The 16,148-nt window shown below is 64.4% G+C and carries 14 protein-coding genes and 2 pseudogenes; 4 read left to right on the plus strand and 12 right to left on the minus strand.

Translation table 11 applies throughout. The annotated features are described in order from the left end of the window. Window positions 1–160 precede the first annotated feature (160 nt). Window positions 161–1,687: a DEAD/DEAH box helicase gene (locus tag SE91_RS15910; protein ID WP_061848235.1), complete on the plus strand. Its 1,527-nt coding sequence runs from the start codon at window positions 161–163 to the stop codon at window positions 1,685–1,687. Window positions 1,688–1,852: 165 nt separating this feature from the next. Beyond that, window positions 1,853–2,920 (plus strand): GGDEF domain-containing protein, encoded by a 1,068-nt coding sequence (locus SE91_RS15915; protein ID WP_061848236.1) that lies wholly within the window; start codon window positions 1,853–1,855, stop codon window positions 2,918–2,920. 71 nt (window positions 2,921–2,991) lie between these two features. On the opposite strand, the pseudogene SE91_RS15920 reads toward SE91_RS15915, so the two are convergent. The 9 genes and pseudogenes from SE91_RS15920 to SE91_RS15960 all read right to left on the minus strand — a co-directional run. Next, window positions 2,992–3,436, minus strand: a pseudogene (locus SE91_RS15920) (TfoX/Sxy family protein). Window positions 3,437–3,574: 138 nt separating this feature from the next. After that, entirely contained in the window at window positions 3,575–3,973 is a 399-nt protein-coding gene (locus SE91_RS15925) for a HesB/IscA family protein (RefSeq protein ID WP_082813733.1), read from the minus strand. 49 nt (window positions 3,974–4,022) lie between these two features. Further along, window positions 4,023–4,394, minus strand: a complete 372-nt coding sequence (locus SE91_RS15930; RefSeq protein WP_008558582.1) for an SUF system Fe-S cluster assembly protein — start codon at window positions 4,392–4,394, stop codon at window positions 4,023–4,025. Continuing rightward, complete coding sequence (locus SE91_RS15935) at window positions 4,391–5,638, minus strand: cysteine desulfurase (RefSeq protein ID WP_061848237.1); 1,248 nt, start codon at window positions 5,636–5,638, stop codon at window positions 4,391–4,393. The genes SE91_RS15930 and SE91_RS15935 overlap by 4 nt, the downstream gene beginning before the upstream one ends. Beyond that, window positions 5,635–6,939 carry a Fe-S cluster assembly protein SufD gene (gene sufD, locus SE91_RS15940; RefSeq protein WP_061848238.1) on the minus strand — a complete coding sequence of 435 codons (1,305 nt, stop codon included), beginning with the start codon at window positions 6,937–6,939 and terminating at the stop codon, window positions 5,635–5,637. Before sufD ends, SE91_RS15935 begins: the two co-directional genes overlap by 4 nt. A gap of 12 nt (window positions 6,940–6,951) precedes the next feature. Then, complete coding sequence (sufC, locus tag SE91_RS15945) at window positions 6,952–7,701, minus strand: Fe-S cluster assembly ATPase SufC (protein ID WP_061848239.1); 750 nt, start codon at window positions 7,699–7,701, stop codon at window positions 6,952–6,954. Between the two features lie 61 nt (window positions 7,702–7,762). Further along, window positions 7,763–9,259, minus strand: a complete 1,497-nt coding sequence (gene sufB / locus SE91_RS15950; RefSeq protein ID WP_060735962.1) for a Fe-S cluster assembly protein SufB — start codon at window positions 9,257–9,259, stop codon at window positions 7,763–7,765. Between the two features lie 113 nt (window positions 9,260–9,372). Then, window positions 9,373–10,512 (minus strand): cysteine desulfurase family protein, encoded by a 1,140-nt coding sequence (locus SE91_RS15955; protein ID WP_061848240.1) that lies wholly within the window; start codon window positions 10,510–10,512, stop codon window positions 9,373–9,375. Window positions 10,513–10,673: 161 nt separating this feature from the next. Continuing rightward, window positions 10,674–11,759 (minus strand): annotated as a pseudogene (locus SE91_RS15960) (acyltransferase family protein); the annotation flags it as partial. Between the two features lie 176 nt (window positions 11,760–11,935). Here SE91_RS15960 and SE91_RS15965 point away from each other — a divergent pair. Both SE91_RS15965 and SE91_RS15970 read left to right on the plus strand, forming a co-directional pair. Then, on the plus strand, window positions 11,936–12,796 hold the full coding sequence (locus tag SE91_RS15965; RefSeq protein WP_245318466.1) for a LytTR family DNA-binding domain-containing protein: 861 nt from the start codon (window positions 11,936–11,938) through the stop codon (window positions 12,794–12,796). 337 nt (window positions 12,797–13,133) lie between these two features. After that, window positions 13,134–13,781 (plus strand): alpha/beta hydrolase, encoded by a 648-nt coding sequence (locus tag SE91_RS15970; protein ID WP_014495555.1) that lies wholly within the window; start codon window positions 13,134–13,136, stop codon window positions 13,779–13,781. Window positions 13,782–13,790: 9 nt separating this feature from the next. On the opposite strand, the gene SE91_RS15975 is transcribed toward SE91_RS15970, so the two are convergent. From SE91_RS15975 to SE91_RS15985, 3 genes are all read right to left on the minus strand, one after another. After that, window positions 13,791–14,114: a DMT family transporter gene (locus tag SE91_RS15975; protein ID WP_061848242.1), complete on the minus strand. Its 324-nt coding sequence runs from the start codon at window positions 14,112–14,114 to the stop codon at window positions 13,791–13,793. 10 nt (window positions 14,115–14,124) lie between these two features. After that, window positions 14,125–14,802: a glutathione S-transferase family protein gene (locus tag SE91_RS15980; RefSeq protein ID WP_061851152.1), complete on the minus strand. Its 678-nt coding sequence runs from the start codon at window positions 14,800–14,802 to the stop codon at window positions 14,125–14,127. 99 nt (window positions 14,803–14,901) lie between these two features. Next, window positions 14,902–16,005 carry an anhydro-N-acetylmuramic acid kinase gene (locus tag SE91_RS15985; protein ID WP_061848243.1) on the minus strand — a complete coding sequence of 368 codons (1,104 nt, stop codon included), beginning with the start codon at window positions 16,003–16,005 and terminating at the stop codon, window positions 14,902–14,904. Window positions 16,006–16,148: the final 143 nt, after the last annotated feature.

Here is a 16,148-nt window from a genome sequence, read left to right on the forward strand (position 1 = left end):
TCCGGGGCGACGCGGCTCAGATCGAAGAGCGATTCCTGAGCCTTGCGCTTTGTTCGCGTGAGTCAGCACCCCCAGCTTCCTAGAGAGCCCGCCGTTTCGGGGTGGAACGCGACAGCCTTATTACCCTCGATTCCGAACGGCGGTTTCGACCAGAGGCTCAATGTCCTTTTCAGATCTCGGACTGTCCGAAAAAGTCCTCGCCGCAGTGGCGGCCACCGGTTACACCACCCCCACCCCCATCCAGGAACAGGCGATTCCCCACGTCCTCGCACGCAAGGACGTGCTCGGCATCGCCCAGACCGGCACCGGCAAGACCGCGGCCTTCGTGCTGCCGATGCTCACCATCCTCGAAAAGGGTCGCGCCCGCGCACGCATGCCGCGCACGCTGATCCTCGAGCCGACCCGCGAGCTCGCGGCCCAGGTCAAGGAGAACTTCGACCGCTACGGCGCAGGCCAGAAGCTCAACGTCGCGCTTCTGATCGGCGGCGTCTCCTTCGGCGACCAGGATGCCAAGCTGATGCGCGGCGTCGACGTGCTGATCGCAACGCCCGGCCGCCTGCTCGACCACACCGAGCGCGGCGGTCTCCTGCTCACCGGCGTCGAGTTGCTCGTCATCGACGAAGCCGACCGCATGCTGGACATGGGCTTCATCCCCGACATCGAGCGCATCTGCAAGCTCGTCCCGTTCACGCGGCAGACCCTGTTCTTCACCGCGACCATGCCGCCGGAGATCCGGCGCATCACCGAGACCTTCCTGCACAATCCGCAGAAGGTCGAAGTCTCCCGCCCCGCCACCACTGCCGTCACCGTGACGCAGGCCCAGGTGCCCGCCGGACGCGAGGCGCATGAGAAGCGCGAGCTGCTTCGCCGCCTGCTCCGCGATGCCAAGGACCTCAAGAACGCGATCATCTTCTGCAATCGCAAGCGTGAAGTCGCCATCGTTCACAAGTCGCTCCAGAAGCACGGCTTCAGCGTCGGCGCCCTGCACGGCGACATGGACCAGCCGGCCCGCATGGCGGCGCTGGATCAGTTCCGCAAGGGCGAGCTGCCGCTGCTGGTGGCCTCCGACGTCGCGGCGCGCGGCCTCGACATTCCCGAGGTCAGCCACGTCTTCAATTTCGACGTTCCCCATCACGCCGACGACTATGTGCACCGCATCGGCCGTACCGGCCGCGCCGGCCGCACCGGCACCGCGATCTCCATCGTGACGCCGCTCGACCAGAAGTCGATGGTGGCGATCGAGAAGCTGATCGGCCAGAGCATTCCGCGCGCCGAGGGCGATTACGAGGTCAACGCCGAGGCTGCCGAAGGGGACGAGCGTCCCCGCGAGCAGCGCGGCCGTGAGCGTTCGCGCGGCGGACGCGGTAAAACGCAGCGCGGCGAGCGACGCGGTCACGACCGCGAGCGCAGCCACGAGCCGCGCGAGGCGCGTGGCGAGGAACGGTCTTCAGCCGAAACAAGGCCCGCTCCCGAGGCGAAGCCTGCACGCGAGCCGAGGACTCCGCGTGAAGGCAGGCAATCATCCGAGCTGCGTCGCGGCGCCCGTCAGCAGGCCACTGCCTCGCATGTGCCGTCGATCGGCCGTCCCGAGCCGCGCCGGCAACGTGAGGCCGATACCGAGCCGGGCGATCATTCGCATCTGCCGGCATTCCTGCTGCGGCCGGTCCGCTCCCCCGCCGGGGCTTGAAGCGCGAGGCGCTCCGGGTTTCGGTTGAGCAAACCCGCAGCGCAACTTTTTAGGCGTAATCGGGAACGTATATTTACGGGGTGTTCACGAACGTCCGTTAGCCTACGAACATAATTTAAGCATTGCTGCGGTCGAGGGCGCGCCGACCGTTGTGGGGTATGTTCCGTGGTCAAGGTACTCGATGAACACGAACGCACGATGGCGTTCGCCGAGGTTGCGCTCGGACAAATCCGATCGCTTCGGCAAACGGCAATTCCCCGAAATTACGAGATCTGGTACGTCTATGCGACGGGCTACAACGCCCCGCTCAACAAGATCATCAACGAGACGCTGGCGCGCAACGGCAAGCTGACCGAAGCCGATCTCGAACAGATCTACGAGACCTATCTCTCCCACATCAAGACCACCGACCGCATCGACAAGGTCGGCGCGCGCGTCATCGGCGAGATCGACGACGTGATGAAGGTTCTCGGCGATGCGCTCGGGATCAGCGGCTCCTACGACGCCAGCCTGTCGGGTGCGACCGCGAAGCTGTCGGCGGCCAAGAGCCGCGACCAGGTCAAGGCGATCGTGGAGACGCTGTTGCGTTCGACCAGCGAGATGCGCGAGGCCAACAAGGCCCTGGAAGACCGCCTCACGCTGTCCAAGAACGAGATCAGCAATCTCCAGCAGAGCCTGGAGGCGATCCGCGCCGAGAGCTTGACCGATCCCCTCACCGGCCTCGGCAACCGCAAATATTTCGACCGCATGATCGGCATGGCCGTGCAGAACGCGCTCGCCTCCGGCGAGCCGCTGTCGCTGCTGCTGTTCGACATCGATCATTTCAAGTCGTTCAACGATTCCTACGGCCATCTCACCGGCGACCAAGTGCTGCGGCTCGTCGGCCTTTCCCTGAAGCAGACCATCAAGGGCCAGGACATCACCGCGCGCTATGGCGGCGAGGAGTTCGCCGTCGTGCTGCCCAACACTGCGCTGCGCCAGGCGCTCACGGTCGCCGATCACATCCGCCGCGCCGTGATGGCGAAGGAATTGAAGAAGAAATCCACCGGCGAGATCCTCGGCCGCGTCACCATCTCCGTCGGCGTCTCCATGCTCAAGCCGGGCGACGACCCCGACGCGCTGATCGAGCGTGCAGATGCCTGCCTCTACGCCGCCAAGCGCAACGGGCGCAACCGTGTGATCTGCGAAGTCGATCCGGAATTCGCGGTAGAGACGCACAACCGCGTGGCGTAAGGTTTTCACGAGCTGCTGTAGGGTAGGCAAAGGCGCGCAGCGCCGTGCCACCAGCACGCTCTGCGACGGAACTATGCCTGTTGGTGGGCACGCTTCGCTTTGCCCACCCTACCGCACCCGTCTCTTGGTTACTTTCTTGGTCACGGCCTTCTTCCCCGACTTCTTCTTCACCGCCTTCTTCGCCTTCGGCCGCTTCTTCACCTTGGCGCGCTGTGCGGCGGCGAGCGCGGCTCTCGCCCACTGCGCCAGCTCCTCGGAATCGTCAAACAGACGCGCGGGCAATTGCCAGTAGGAGTTCACCGTGACGGTCTTGGCGCGCGTGGAATATTGAAACGGCTTGGAGCCTTCCGCTTCGAAGTCCGGGATCGTCGCCTCATCGGCGCGGAAGAACAGGCCGGCGCGCAAGGACAGCGCGAAATTGACGCCGTCGGCGGAGATGCCGTAGCCGGAGAACATCTTACGGATGGTAACGGGGCCAAAATCGGCGAACAGGTCGATCAGGAATTCGCGGTCCATGAAGAGCGTCCCTGGCGAGAAGGCCAGCTTTCATAGCACCGGCGTCATTGCGAGCGAAGCGAAGCAATCCAGGCTGCCTCGGCAGAGGCAGTCGGGATTGCTTCGTCGCAAGGGCTCCTCGCGATGACGGAGAGAGAACTACCCCTCGACCTTCGCCGGCCGCAGCTCGACCGACTCGCCGCAGCCGCAGGCGGAGATCTGGTTGGGGTTGTTGAAGACGAACTGGGCCTGCATCTTGTCGGCCTTGTAGTCCATCTCGGTGCCGAGCAGGAACAGCACGGCCTTGGGATCGACCAGGATCTTGACGCCCTTGTCCTCGACGACCTCGTCGGTCGGGCGGACATCATGGGCGTATTCGACCGTGTAGGATTGGCCGGCGCAGCCGCCGTTCTTTACGCCGACGCGCAGGCCCACGATCTCGGAATCGGCGCGCTGGGTCAGCTCGGTAATGCGCTGGGCAGCAGCATCCGTCAGCCGCATCACCTGCGGGCGGGGCCGCCGTGGCTTCGGAGTAGATGCTGGTGTCGCCTGGGTCATCTTATCTATCTGGTCCGTTGCAGAGCGAATTCAATGCCGGGGATACGCGTCACCACATGTTGAGCACGAGGCGGGCCTCGTCGCTCATGCGCTCGGGCGACCACGGCGGCTCCCAGACGACCTTGACGTCGACCACGCCGACACCGGGCACGCTGGCAACCGCGTTCTCGACCATGGTCGGCAGCTCGCCGGCGGCCGGGCAGTTCGGCGTCGTCAGCGTCATCTGGACGTCGACCGAACGGTCGTCCTTGATCTCGACCTTGTAGATCAGGCCAAGCTCGTAGATGTCGGCGGGGATCTCCGGATCGAACACGGTCTTGAGGCCGGCGATGATTTCGGTGGTCAGCCGTTCGGTCTCCTCCGGCGGCAGCGCCGATTGAGTCTCCATCGGATTGGCTTTGATTTCGGCCGTGTCACTCATGCGAACAAATCCCGCGCCTTCAGCAGCGCCTGTGCCAGATGATCGACTTCTTCCCGCGTATTATACATGCCGAACGAGGCCCGGCACGTCGCAGTCACGTTGAACCGCTCTAAAAGCGGCATCACGCAATGGGTGCCGGCGCGCACCGCGATGCCCTGGCGGTCGATCACGGTGGCGACGTCATGGGCGTGTGCGCCCTTGAGCTCGAAGGAGATCACCGGTCCCTTGCCCCGCGCCGTGCCGATCAGCCGCAGCGAGTTGATCTCGCGCAGCTTCTCCTGCGCGTAGGCCGTCAGATCGGCCTCATGGGCGGCGATGCGCTCCTTGCCGATCGAGTTGACGTAGTCGATGGCAGCACCAAGCCCGACGGCCTCCACGATCGCGGGCGTGCCCGCCTCGAACTTGTGCGGGGGATCGCCGTAGCTGATGAAATCCCGCGAGACCTCGCGGATCATCTCGCCGCCGCCGTTGAATGGGCGCATCGCGACGAGGTGGTCGTATTTGGCCCAGAGCACACCGATGCCGGTCGGCCCGTACACCTTGTGGCCGGTGAAGACGTAGAAATCGCAGCCGAGGTCCTGGACGTCGACGGGCAGATGCACCGCGCCCTGGCTGCCGTCGACCAGCACCGGAATGCCGCGAGCGTGGGCGATTTTCACGACGTCCTTGATCGGCACGATGGTGCCGAGCGCGTTCGACATCTGCGTGATCGCGACCAGCTTGGTCTTGGCGGTCAGCAGCTTCTCGAACTCGTCGACGAGGAAATTGCCCTCGTCGTCGACCGGCGCCCACTTGATCACCGCACCCTGGCGCTCCCTGAGGAAATGCCAGGGGACGATGTTGGAGTGGTGCTCCATGATCGAGATGACGATCTCGTCGCCCTCTTCGATGTTCGGGCCACCCCACGAAGACGCGACGAGGTTGATCGCCTCCGTCGCGTTGCGGGTGAAGATGACTTCCTCGGTGCGGGCCGCATTGATGAACTGCGCCACCTTGGTGCGGCCGCCTTCATAGGCTTCCGTCGCGGCATTGGCGAGGTAATGCAGGCCGCGATGCACGTTGGCGTATTCGCTAGTGTACGCCTGCGTCATGCGGTCGAGCACGGCGCTCGGCTTCTGTGCCGAGGCAGCGTTGTCGAGATAGACCAGGTTCTTGCCGTAGACCTGCATGGCGAGCGCAGGAAAATCCTGGCGCACGCGCGCGACGTCATAGGCGCCGTTCTTGACTGCAGGATGTGTGCTCATTGGCGCCGCTCCAGCCAGCGCTCGGCAATCCCGATCACATGCTCGCGCAAGCCGTCATCGGCGATCTGCTCGATCGCCTCGCCGACGAAGGCCTGGATCAGCAGCGCCTGGGCCTGCTTCTCCGGCAGGCCGCGCGCCTTCAGATAGAACAAGAGGCTGTCGTCCAGCGCGCCGGCGGTGGCGCCGTGGCCACACGAGACGTCGTCGGCGAAGATCTCCAGCTCCGGCTTGTTGTCGGCCTCGGCTTCGTCGGAGAGCAGCAGCGCCCGGGTCATCATCTTGCCGTCGGTCTTCTGCGCGTCGGGACGGACGATGATGCGGCCCTGGAATACCGAATGGGCACGATCGTCGATCACGGCGCGGAAGGTCTCGCGGCTGACGCAGTTCGGCACGGCATGGTCGACCACCAGCGTGGTGTCGCCATGCTCGGTCTTCTGCAGCAGGTTGACGCCGTTGGCCGAGAGCTCGCTGCCCTCGCCCGCGAGCGTGATGAAGCCCTGCAGGCGGCTGACCGCGGCACCGGTGGTCATGTTGAAGAAATTGAGCTTCACGCTGGCGCCGACGGTGACGAAGTGCGACGAGATGTTCACCGCGTCGGGCGCATCGTCCATCAAGCGGATATGCGCAACATCGGCGTTGTCGCCGACCGTCACGAGCACGGCGTCGTTGACCTGGTAGGCCGCAGCGCCGGCGGCGACGAAGCTCTCGACGATGGTGGCGCGAGCGCCCTTCCCGACCGCGACCTGCGAGCGGGTGAAAGCCGACGCCGAGGCGGCAGTCGCGATGTGGATGATCTGGATCGGGGCGCTCAGCTGTGCGCCGTCGGCGATCGACAGCACGACGCCGTCGGTTGCCATCGCAGCATTCAGCGCGATCACGGCATCGGTGGCCGTGGTCTTCAGCAGGCGTGCGTCCTTTTGCAGCGTTTCACGCAGGGTCCTGAAGCCTACCTCGGCGGTGAGCGCCTTCACGTCGGAAAGATCGGCCGCGAACACGCCGTCGACCAGCACCAGCTTGCGGGCGCCCGCAATCCCATGCGCCTTCACCGCCTCCGCGGCGCGCTTCAGCGCCGCCGCATCGGGTGCGACGGCCAGCGGCAGCACCTCACCGACCAGCGCGCGCAGATCGGTGTATTTCCATTCCTCGATCCGGCGATGCGGCAGGCCGAGACGCTCATAGGTCTCGAATGCCTCGCGGCGAGTCGCGATCACTTCGGGCGACCCCGGCAGCCGGCCTTCGGCGCTGGCGAAGAGATCGCTCACCGCGCGGCCGTTCCCGGTCTTTGCCACAGCAACGTTCATTGCAACCAATCCTTACGCGGCCTCGAATTGCGCGTAGCCGGACGCTTCCAGCTCCAGCGCCAATTCCTTGCCGCCGCTCTTCACGACGCGGCCCCTCGACATCACATGCACGACGTCGGGCACGATGTAGTTCAGCAGCCGCTGATAATGGGTGATGACGACCATCGCGCGGCCCGGCGAGCGCAGCGCGTTGACGCCGTCGGCCGCGATGCGCAGCGCGTCGATGTCGAGGCCGGAATCCATCTCGTCGAGAATGCACAGGCTGGGCTCGAACAGCGCCATCTGCAGCACCTCGTTGCGCTTCTTCTCGCCGCCGGAGAAGCCGACATTGACGCCCCGCTTGAGCATGTCCTGCGGGATGTTCAGCGACTTCGAGACCTCGCGGACCTTCTTGAGGAAGTCCGGCGTCGAATATTCATCCTCGCCGCGCGCCTTGCGCTGCGCGTTCAGCGCAGTGCGCAGGAAGTTCATGGTGGCGACGCCGGGAATCTCGACCGGATACTGAAATGCCAGGAACACGCCCTTGGCGGCGCGCTCGTCCGGGCTCATCTCCAGGAGATCCTCGCCTTTGAACAGAATCTGGCCGTCAGTGACCTCGTAGCCGGGCTTGCCGGCGATGACGTGCGAGAGCGTCGACTTGCCGGAGCCGTTCGGCCCCATGATCGCGTGCACCTCGCCTTCGTTCACGGTCAACGTCAGCCCGTGGAGGATCTCACGCTCCTCGACACGAACCTTGAGGTCTTTCACTTCAAGCAAAGCCATCTTGGTATCCAGTTTATTTAATTGATGTTGGAGCGCCTCAGCGCACCGCGAGGGTCGGCAATTAGCCGACCGACCCTTCAAGCGAGATCGAGATCAGCTTCTGCGCTTCCACCGCGAACTCCATCGGCAGTTGCTGCAGCACGTCCTTGACGAAGCCGTTGACGACGAGGCCGACGGCCTCTTCCTGGCTGAGACCGCGCTGGATACAGTAGAACAGCACGTCCTCGGATATCTTCGAGGTGGTCGCCTCGTGCTCGAAGGTCGCCGACGAGTTCTTGGCTTCGATGTACGGCACGGTGTGCGCACCGCATTTGTCGCCGATCAGCAGCGAGTCGCAGGCGGTGAAGTTGCGCGCGCCGGTCGCTTTCCGGTGCGCGGTGACGAGACCACGATAGGTGTTCTGCGACTTGCCGGCCGCGATGCCCTTGGAGATGATGCGGCTCGACGTGTTCTTGCCGAGGTGGATCATCTTGGTGCCCGAGTCGACCTGCTGGAAGCCGTTCGAGATCGCGATCGAGTAGAACTCGCCACGGGAGTTGTCGCCGCGCAGGATGCAGCTCGGATATTTCCAGGTGATCGCCGATCCCGTCTCGACCTGGGTCCAGGAGATCTTGGAATTGGCGCCGCGGCAATCGCCACGCTTGGTGACGAAATTGTAGATGCCGCCCTTGCCTTCCGAATTGCCGGGATACCAGTTCTGCACGGTCGAGTATTTGATCTCGGCATCGTCGAGCGCGACGAGCTCGACCACGGCCGCATGCAGCTGGTTCTCGTCACGCTGCGGCGCGGTGCAGCCTTCGAGATAGGAGACGTAGGAGCCCTTGTCGGCGATGATCAGGGTGCGCTCGAACTGGCCGGTGTTGCGCTCGTTGATGCGGAAATAGGTCGACAGCTCCATCGGGCAGCGCACGCCCGGTGGCACATAGACGAACGAGCCGTCGGAGAACACCGCCGAGTTCAGCGTCGCGTAGAAATTGTCCGAGGTCGGGACCACCGAGCCCAGATATTTCTGCACCAGCTCGGGATGCTCGCGGATCGCCTCCGAGATCGGCATGAAGATCACGCCGGCCTTCTTCAGTTCAGCCTTGAACGTGGTCGCCACAGACACCGAATCGAAGACGGCATCGACCGCGATCTTGCGGCGGGCCGGATCTTCCTCGCCCACCTTGGGCTCGACGCCCTCGAGCATGGCGACTTCCCGCAGGGGGATGCCGAGCTTCTCGTAGGTCTTGAGGATCTCCGGATCGATCTCATCCAGTGACGAGACCGTCTTCTTCGGCTTCGGCGCCGCGTAATAATAGAGGTCCTGGAAGTCGATCTTGGGATAGTCGACGCGCGCCCAGGTCGGCTCCTGCATGGTCAGCCAGCGCCGATAGGCTTCCAGCCGCCACTGGAGCATCCAGGCGGGCTCGTTCTTTTTCTGCGAGATGAACTTTACGATCTCTTCCGAGAGCCCCTTGGGGGCCTTCTCGGTGTCGATCAGGGTCTCAAACCCATAACGATACTGGTCGACGTCGATGCGCTTCACGCGCTCGACCGTCTCTTGTACGGCTGGCATTCCATCCTCCGCTCGCGGTTTCAAGGACCGCGGTGGATCAAACTCGGACGAGTATTACGATGTTTTTGCGCGGAAAGCACGGGCTTAGAACCGTTCAAGCCCTGTTTCATCGCTTAGTGCTTAAGTAGGCTATTACCGAGCCTTTTCCAAGCCTCTAACGCCGTATTGATGTCATCTGGCTCCGTGGACCAGCCCAGACTGAGACGCACCGCTCCCTGGGCCACGGCGGGGTCATAGCCCATCGCCGAAAGCACGTGGGACGGCTGGACTTTTCCTGAGGAACAGGCCGAACCTGACGATACGGCGACCCCGGCAAGGTCGAAGCCGATCACCGCCGTCTCGGCCTTCAGACCCGGCGCGGTGAAAAGGACGGTATTCGGCAACCGCTCCACATCCTCTGCAAAGATCGTTGCCCCGGCAATGGCCTTCAGGCCATTTTCCAAATGATCTCTGAGGGTTGCCATCCGCTTCATATCCTCCGGAAGAGTCTGAAGCGCCATTTTGACTGCCGCGCCAAAGCCGGCAATCCCCGCGACGTTCTCGGTACCCGCCCTCCGGTTGAGCTCCTGCCCGCCGCCTCGCAGGACGGGTTCCAGCCCGGCTACTCCTTCCGCCACCGCCAGCGCACCAACGCCCTTGGGGCCGCCGATCTTGTGCGCAGAAAAGGTCGCAAGGTCTGCGCCTACAGCATTGATGCTGAACGGAATTTTTCCGAGTGCCTGGATCGCATCGACATGCAGGAGGCCACCGGCCTCATGAACGATCCGCGCGGCCTCCGCGACCGGCTGGAGCGCCCCCGTCTCGTTATTGGCCGCCATGATCGACACCAGCGCCGGCGCACCGCCGTCGAGTTCGGCCCTCAGACGCTCAAGATCGACCACACCGGAACGCGTGACGGGAATCAGCCTGATCCTCTCTGCGGGGAACCGTCCGCCCGCCAGCACCGAGGCATGCTCGAACGCGGAGACCAGGAGTCGCTCGACTGGCCCTCCGGACGGACTGCGCAGCCCACGCGCCAGCGCCAGCGCATTGGCTTCGGTTCCGGCGGAAGTGAAGACGACGTTCCGCGGCAGCGCGCCAACCGCCGTGGCCAGCGCGGTCCGGGCATCCTCGACCAGCCTCCGCGCCTCGCGCCCCTCGGCATGGACCGAGGACGGATTACCGACCAGATCGAACGCCGCAACCATCGCGTCCCGCGCCTCAGGGCGCAGCGGCGTGGTCGCGTTCCAGTCGAGATAGACACGGTTCGACATTTCGCTCTCTTAGCACCTTTTGTCGTCCGGCCAATCGGACGGCGGGCACTCGTCAGGCCGGCTGATGCTGCTCCCATCCTCGCAAGCCTTCGCGGCGCCGTCCGCAATCCGAACAGAGGCCGCAGCCAGGACATGCGTCGAACGATCTCGTAGGTCGCCACACATGTGAGTGCGGTCCCCATGATGACAATGCACGCCTCGATTCCAGCCGGGAGGCCGCGGCCGCGCAATTGATGCGCGATCACGATGATCGCGGTCTGATGCACGATGTAGTACGGGAAGATCGCGTCTGTCAGGTAGCGCCGCGCGGGGCCGTCGGCGGTGAGATGGCGTCGCGCAAAGCCCAGCACAACCGCGATCGCGAGCCATTGATAGCAACCATAGGCCGAGGCCGCGGCCCACTTCAGCGCGGGCGACGGCGCGAACAGGCCGGCGCGAACCAGGATGAAGGCAGAGAAGCAGGTGGCTGCGGCCAGCACGGCCACCCAGCGCCGCCGCTCGAGTTCGCGCCAGATCCCCTCCTGCCTGGCCAGCAGGAAACCGGTCAGGAAAGCCGTCGCGTGGTCCGCGTGGTTGTACCAGTCGCCGAACAGTGCGTGCGTCGACGGAAAGGCCGGAAACAACACCAGGCGCCAGGCCGCAAACAGCAGACACGGCACGATCAGGAGCCATGGCCCGGCGAGCATCCCAGCCAGCTTCCGTCCGAGCCAGTCGGCCCCCGCCGGCCAGAGCGCGAGCAGGCCGATCAGGGCCATCGTGTAGACCCACAGATAGACCACGAACCAGAGATGGTTCCAGGTCGGGAGCACGATGCACGGGTTTGGGCAGAACTGAGTGTCGAAGGCGAAGTAGTGCTTGATGTAGAAATCGAAGAAGCCGGCGGGATAGCCGAGGCTTTCGACGATCTGGAGATAGGACTGCGGCGGCACGATAACGAGCATGCCGAAGATCAGTGGGATCAACAGCCGTGCCGACCGCGCCCCGGCGAGCAAGGCCAGGCTGGACTTGTCGAGCATGAAGCGCGCGGCAACCCCGGACACCAGAAACAGCAGCGAAAGGCGCCAGGGGTTGAGGAACAGCATCACAGGTTCCAGCCAGGTCAGCCGGTGCTCGCTCTTGATGTGAAATCCCCAGGACACGTAGAGCATGCCGACGTGGTAGAAGATCAGCAACCCGAAGGCTAAAATCCGCACCCAGTCGAGGTCGATACGCCTGTCCGAGCTCTGGAATTGCTGTGGTGTTGTCATGGTTTTCTGCTCCTTGACGGAACGACGAACGCGGTTTCGGGGCCATGGCTGACACCGAAAATGCTCCGCCTGCGGCGCGCGTCGAGCCGGTTTGGGATCAGACTGGGACGCGAGGGGACGAGCCGCCGTCCGCTGGGACGAGTCGTGGATCTGTCGGGATCGGCGGCAGCGACTGGATGATGTTCGCTGCGATTGCGGCCGTCGCGCTCGCGATCGGAATCGTCAATGCGTTTTCCGGCGCTCAGGACGCGGCTTGGCGCGGCGGCAGCTACGACATCGGGCAGCGGCTGTTTTGGGAGATGTCGAGCATCGCCGTCATCCTGCTGTTGCTGCCGATCCTGGTCTTGGCCGTCCGCCGCATGCGCCGGACACCCGGCCTCGCCTTGCAGGCGGCAATCGCGGCGATCGCCCTGCTCGGCTTCTCTACCCTTCACATCACCGGCATGGTCTGGGTGCGCAAGCTCGTGCTCTGGCTCGCCGGCGGCGCCTACGACTTCCGTTTCTCGCTCGCGACCGTCCTGTACGAATTCCGGAAAGACGCCGTGGCCGTTGTCCTGATCGCCGCCACGATTTGGCTGCTCGAAAGCCGGCGTGAGCTGAAGCGCGCCGCAGCCGCTCTGTCGGCGCCGCCGGCCCCGCCCCAGCCGTCGTCACCCGATCTGATCTGGCTGCGCGACGGCACGAGCCGCATTCGCGTGGTCCCGCGCGAGATCCTTTGGGTCGCGTCCGCCGGCAACTACATCGAATACAGCCTCGCCGACGGCACCCGGCATCTGATCCGCGGCACGCTGGCGGCGGCGGAAAGCGAGCTGGCGCAATTTTCCATCGTCCGCGTCCACCGGACCAAGCTTGCCAATCTCAATCGGGTGCGCGGCGTCGACCTCAAGCCATCAGGAGATTTCGAACTCGCCTTCGATAACGGCCAGACGCTCGGCGGCAGCCGGCGTTACCGGCCGACGGTCGCCTCGCTCGGAAGCCGAAGCTCCCCAGCGGGAAGCGCCACGGTCGATCCACCAGCGATTCACAAACCGTCGTGATTCCAATTGGTTGAGCGTTGTCCTCCGACAGTGCGCCCGGCTCTCGCCGTGCTCCGGTCGATTCAGGCAAGTCCCGGTCCTCGGAGGCAAGGCAGAGATGACACTGCAATGACCGGCTAAGCTCTTGAGCTGATTGAGAGATGTCGAAGAAGCTTGCTTTTTGACCCTGGCCTCGTGTTAGAAGCGCGCGTCAGTTCACCTGCGCGCCACTCGCGCATCATCCGAGGGCGCGCCTCGCCACCCTTCATCCGTGCTCTTGTCTGCGGCGACGCCAGGGAAAGCCACAATCGGACGATTGCGCAGGGATCACCTCAAGGGACTCAATCAGAGATCATCGATGCCTGAAGTCATTTTCACCGGCCCTGCTGGCCGTCTCGAAGGCCGCTACCATCCGGCCAAGCAGAAGAACGCGCCGATCGCGATGATCCTGCATCCGCATCCGCAGTTCCATGGCACGATGAACCATCAGATCGTGTACCAGTGCTACTACGCCTTCGCGCATCGCGGCTTCTCCGTGCTGCGCTTCAATTTCCGGGGCGTCGGCCGCAGCCAGGGCTCGTTCGACCACGGCACCGGCGAATTGTCGGATGCGGCGGCAGCCCTCGACTGGGCCCAGACCATCAATCCCGAGGCGCGCGCGTGCTGGGTCGCCGGCTTCTCCTTCGGCGCCTGGATCGGCATGCAGCTCCTGATGCGCCGCCCCGAGGTCGAGGGCTTCATCTCGATCGCGCCGCCGGCCAATCTCTATGACTTCTCCTTCCTCGCGCCCTGCCCGTCCTCGGGCCTGATCGTCCACGGCGAGAAGGACGCGGTGGTGCCGCCGAAGGACGTCAACACCCTGGTTGAGAAGCTGAAGACGCAGAAGGGCATCGTGATCGACCAGCAGGTCATCCCCGGCGCCAACCACTTCTTCGACGCCAAGCTCGAGCCGCTGATGGAGACCATCACGGCGTATCTCGACATGCGCCTCGCCAACGTGCGCTGAGGCTGCCGCTCAAGCCAGCTTGAGCGCGACGATGCCCATCAAGACGAGCGCGATGCCCGCAAGCTTCATCGCGCTCAGGGTCTCACCGAACAGCGCCACGCCCATGATGAAGGTGCCGGCAGCCCCGATGCCGGTCCATACCGAATAGGCGACGCCGACCTCGAGCACCTTCAAGGCGCGCCCCAGCAGGAAGACGAAGGCGGCGAGGAGCACAAGCGAGACGATGCTCCAGCCTGCTCGCGTGTAGCCGTCCGCATATTTCATCGCGATGGCCCAGCCGACGTCGAGCAGGCCTGCGATCACCAGCATGAGCCAAGCCGCGGACTGCGACATCGACCTGGCCTCAGGCCGCTAGCTTTAGGAGATGCGCGTCGTGCCGGACGAGGAAGGCGCGCAGCAATTGCGGATAGTCCTCGCCGACCGCGGTGCGAACGCTGGGGCGCTTCGCCAGCCCTGCGCGCCAGGCCCGGACCTTCGGCAGATCGCTGAGGATCCCGAGTTCGGTTAGTTCATCGAATACATCGAAATAGCGGAAGATCGGGGCGAATACGGCATCGACCAGGCTGAAGGCATCGCCTGCAAAATAAGGCCCCGCGCCAAGCGCCGTTTCCACGCGCGCGAATTTGTCGGCGAGCGCCTGACGCTTGCTCTCGAACGTCGCCGCATCCGTCGTCGTCTCCAGCCCCCAGAGGTCGCCGAGGATCGCCGACCCAAACTCCATCCAGGCGCGATGCTCGGCGCGCTTCAACGCATCTGCGGGATGCAGCTTCGCACCGCCTTGGGTTTCCTCGATGTATTCGCAGATGACGTTGCTCTCAAACAACGCGACCTCGCCGCGGTCGGTCGTCACCACCAGCACCGGCACCTTGCCGAGCGGCGACAGCTTCAGAAACCAATCCGGCTTGTTGGCGAGATCGATGTCGATCCGCTCGAACGGCACGCCCTTCTCTTTCAGCGCGATCACCGCGCGCTGAACATAGGGGCAAAGCTTATGGCTGATCAGTTTGAGGGTGGCAGTCATGGCGGCGATCCCGGCGGTTATATGCAACTGCATCTAGATAAATGCAGTTGCATATACTCGTCAAGATCGATGCATCTGCATCAACTGCCTGTGAGATCCTCAGGGCCGCGCGATCACCCCGCCCGTCATCGGCATCGGCACGCCCGTCGTCGCCGGATAGGACAGCGGCAAGCCCTTCAAGCCGCGCGCTGCGAGGAAGCCGAAGGCCTGCGCCTCGATGGCGTCGGAAGCCCAGCCCAGCGTCTCGGCGGCTTCGACGGTGGCGGAGCCTACGCGCTCGCGCAGCATCCGCAGCATGGTGAGGTTGCGGGCGCCACCGCCGCAGACGATCCAGCTGCGCGGCCGCCGCGGCAACAGCGGAATGATGCGGGCGATCGCAGCGGCGGTGAAGGCGGTCAGCGTCGCGGCGCCGTCGGCCGGCTGGACGTCGCCGAGCTTCAAGCCGGCAAAATCGTTGCGGTCGAGCGACTTCGGCGGAGGGCTTGCAAAGAACGGCAGCTTCAGCGCCCGCGAGATCCAGGCCTCATCCACCTTGCCGAGCGCCGCGAATTTACCTTCCGCATCGAAGGCCTGGTTCATGGTGCGGTACATGAAGTCGTCGAGCAGCGCGTTGCCGGGACCGGTATCGCAGGCGATCAGCGTGTCGTTGCCGTCGATATAGGTGATGTTGGAGACGCCGCCGATATTGACCACGACGATGGGCCCTTCGCGATCCAGCGAATTGGCAAGCGCACGATGATAGACCGGCACGAGTGGCGCGCCCTGCCCGCCGGCTTCGACGTCGGCTGCCCGGAAATCATACATGACCGGGATATGGATCGCCTTGGCCAGTGCCGGCCCATCGCCGATCTGCACCGTCAGCCGCTTCTCGGGCCGGTGCAGCACGGTCTGGCCATGGAAGCCGACGATGTCGATGTCCTCCGGCCTCATGCGGTTCTGGGCGACGAAGGCGGCCACTGCCTCGGCATGGGCCTGCGTCACCGCGCGCTCGGCCTCGGCCAGAACGCCCGGCCGGGCATCGCGCTGCGGCAAGTGCACAGCTTCGCTCAGGGCCTGGCGCAGCAGGTTGCGCTCGGCCGGGCCGTAGGGCCGGTAACCGGACGGTCCGAACGCCTTCACCTGCTTTCCGTCGGTCTCGATCAGCGCGACATCTACCCCGTCCAGCGAGGTGCCGCTCATCAAACCGAGTGCCGTCAACATCATGGATCAGCGTCCTCGAAAGACCCCTCCGGCATGCCGATCTTGTGCCAGAGGGACACATCTTATAATGCCACAGCGCCAAGTGGCGGGCGGCCAGCGGGTTCCCACGCAAGACCCTTAAATTGCCCCCAAAACAGTAAACCAAG

It is taken from the genome of Bradyrhizobium sp. DOA1 (assembly GCF_001593325.1).
In the GTDB taxonomy this organism is placed as follows: Bacteria; Pseudomonadota; Alphaproteobacteria; order Rhizobiales; family Xanthobacteraceae; genus Bradyrhizobium.

Coding starts and splice junctions, on each gene's coding strand:
- SE91_RS15910 (WP_061848235.1), top strand. CDS start 161: ATGTCCTTTTCAGATCTCGGACTGTCCGAAAAAGTCCTCGCCGCAGTG.
- SE91_RS15925 (WP_082813733.1), bottom strand. CDS start 3,973: ATGACCCAGGCGACACCAGCATCTACTCCGAAGCCACGGCGGCCCCGC.
- SE91_RS15930 (WP_008558582.1), bottom strand. CDS start 4,394: ATGAGTGACACGGCCGAAATCAAAGCCAATCCGATGGAGACTCAATCG.
- SE91_RS15935 (WP_061848237.1), bottom strand. CDS start 5,638: ATGAGCACACATCCTGCAGTCAAGAACGGCGCCTATGACGTCGCGCGC.
- sufD (WP_061848238.1), bottom strand. CDS start 6,939: ATGAACGTTGCTGTGGCAAAGACCGGGAACGGCCGCGCGGTGAGCGAT.
- sufC (WP_061848239.1), bottom strand. CDS start 7,701: ATGGCTTTGCTTGAAGTGAAAGACCTCAAGGTTCGTGTCGAGGAGCGT.
- sufB (WP_060735962.1), bottom strand. CDS start 9,259: ATGCCAGCCGTACAAGAGACGGTCGAGCGCGTGAAGCGCATCGACGTC.
- SE91_RS15955 (WP_061848240.1), bottom strand. CDS start 10,512: ATGTCGAACCGTGTCTATCTCGACTGGAACGCGACCACGCCGCTGCGC.
- SE91_RS15965 (WP_245318466.1), top strand. CDS start 11,936: ATGATGTTCGCTGCGATTGCGGCCGTCGCGCTCGCGATCGGAATCGTC.
- SE91_RS15970 (WP_014495555.1), top strand. CDS start 13,134: ATGCCTGAAGTCATTTTCACCGGCCCTGCTGGCCGTCTCGAAGGCCGC.
- SE91_RS15975 (WP_061848242.1), bottom strand. CDS start 14,114: ATGTCGCAGTCCGCGGCTTGGCTCATGCTGGTGATCGCAGGCCTGCTC.
- SE91_RS15980 (WP_061851152.1), bottom strand. CDS start 14,802: ATGACTGCCACCCTCAAACTGATCAGCCATAAGCTTTGCCCCTATGTT.
- SE91_RS15985 (WP_061848243.1), bottom strand. CDS start 16,005: ATGATGTTGACGGCACTCGGTTTGATGAGCGGCACCTCGCTGGACGGG.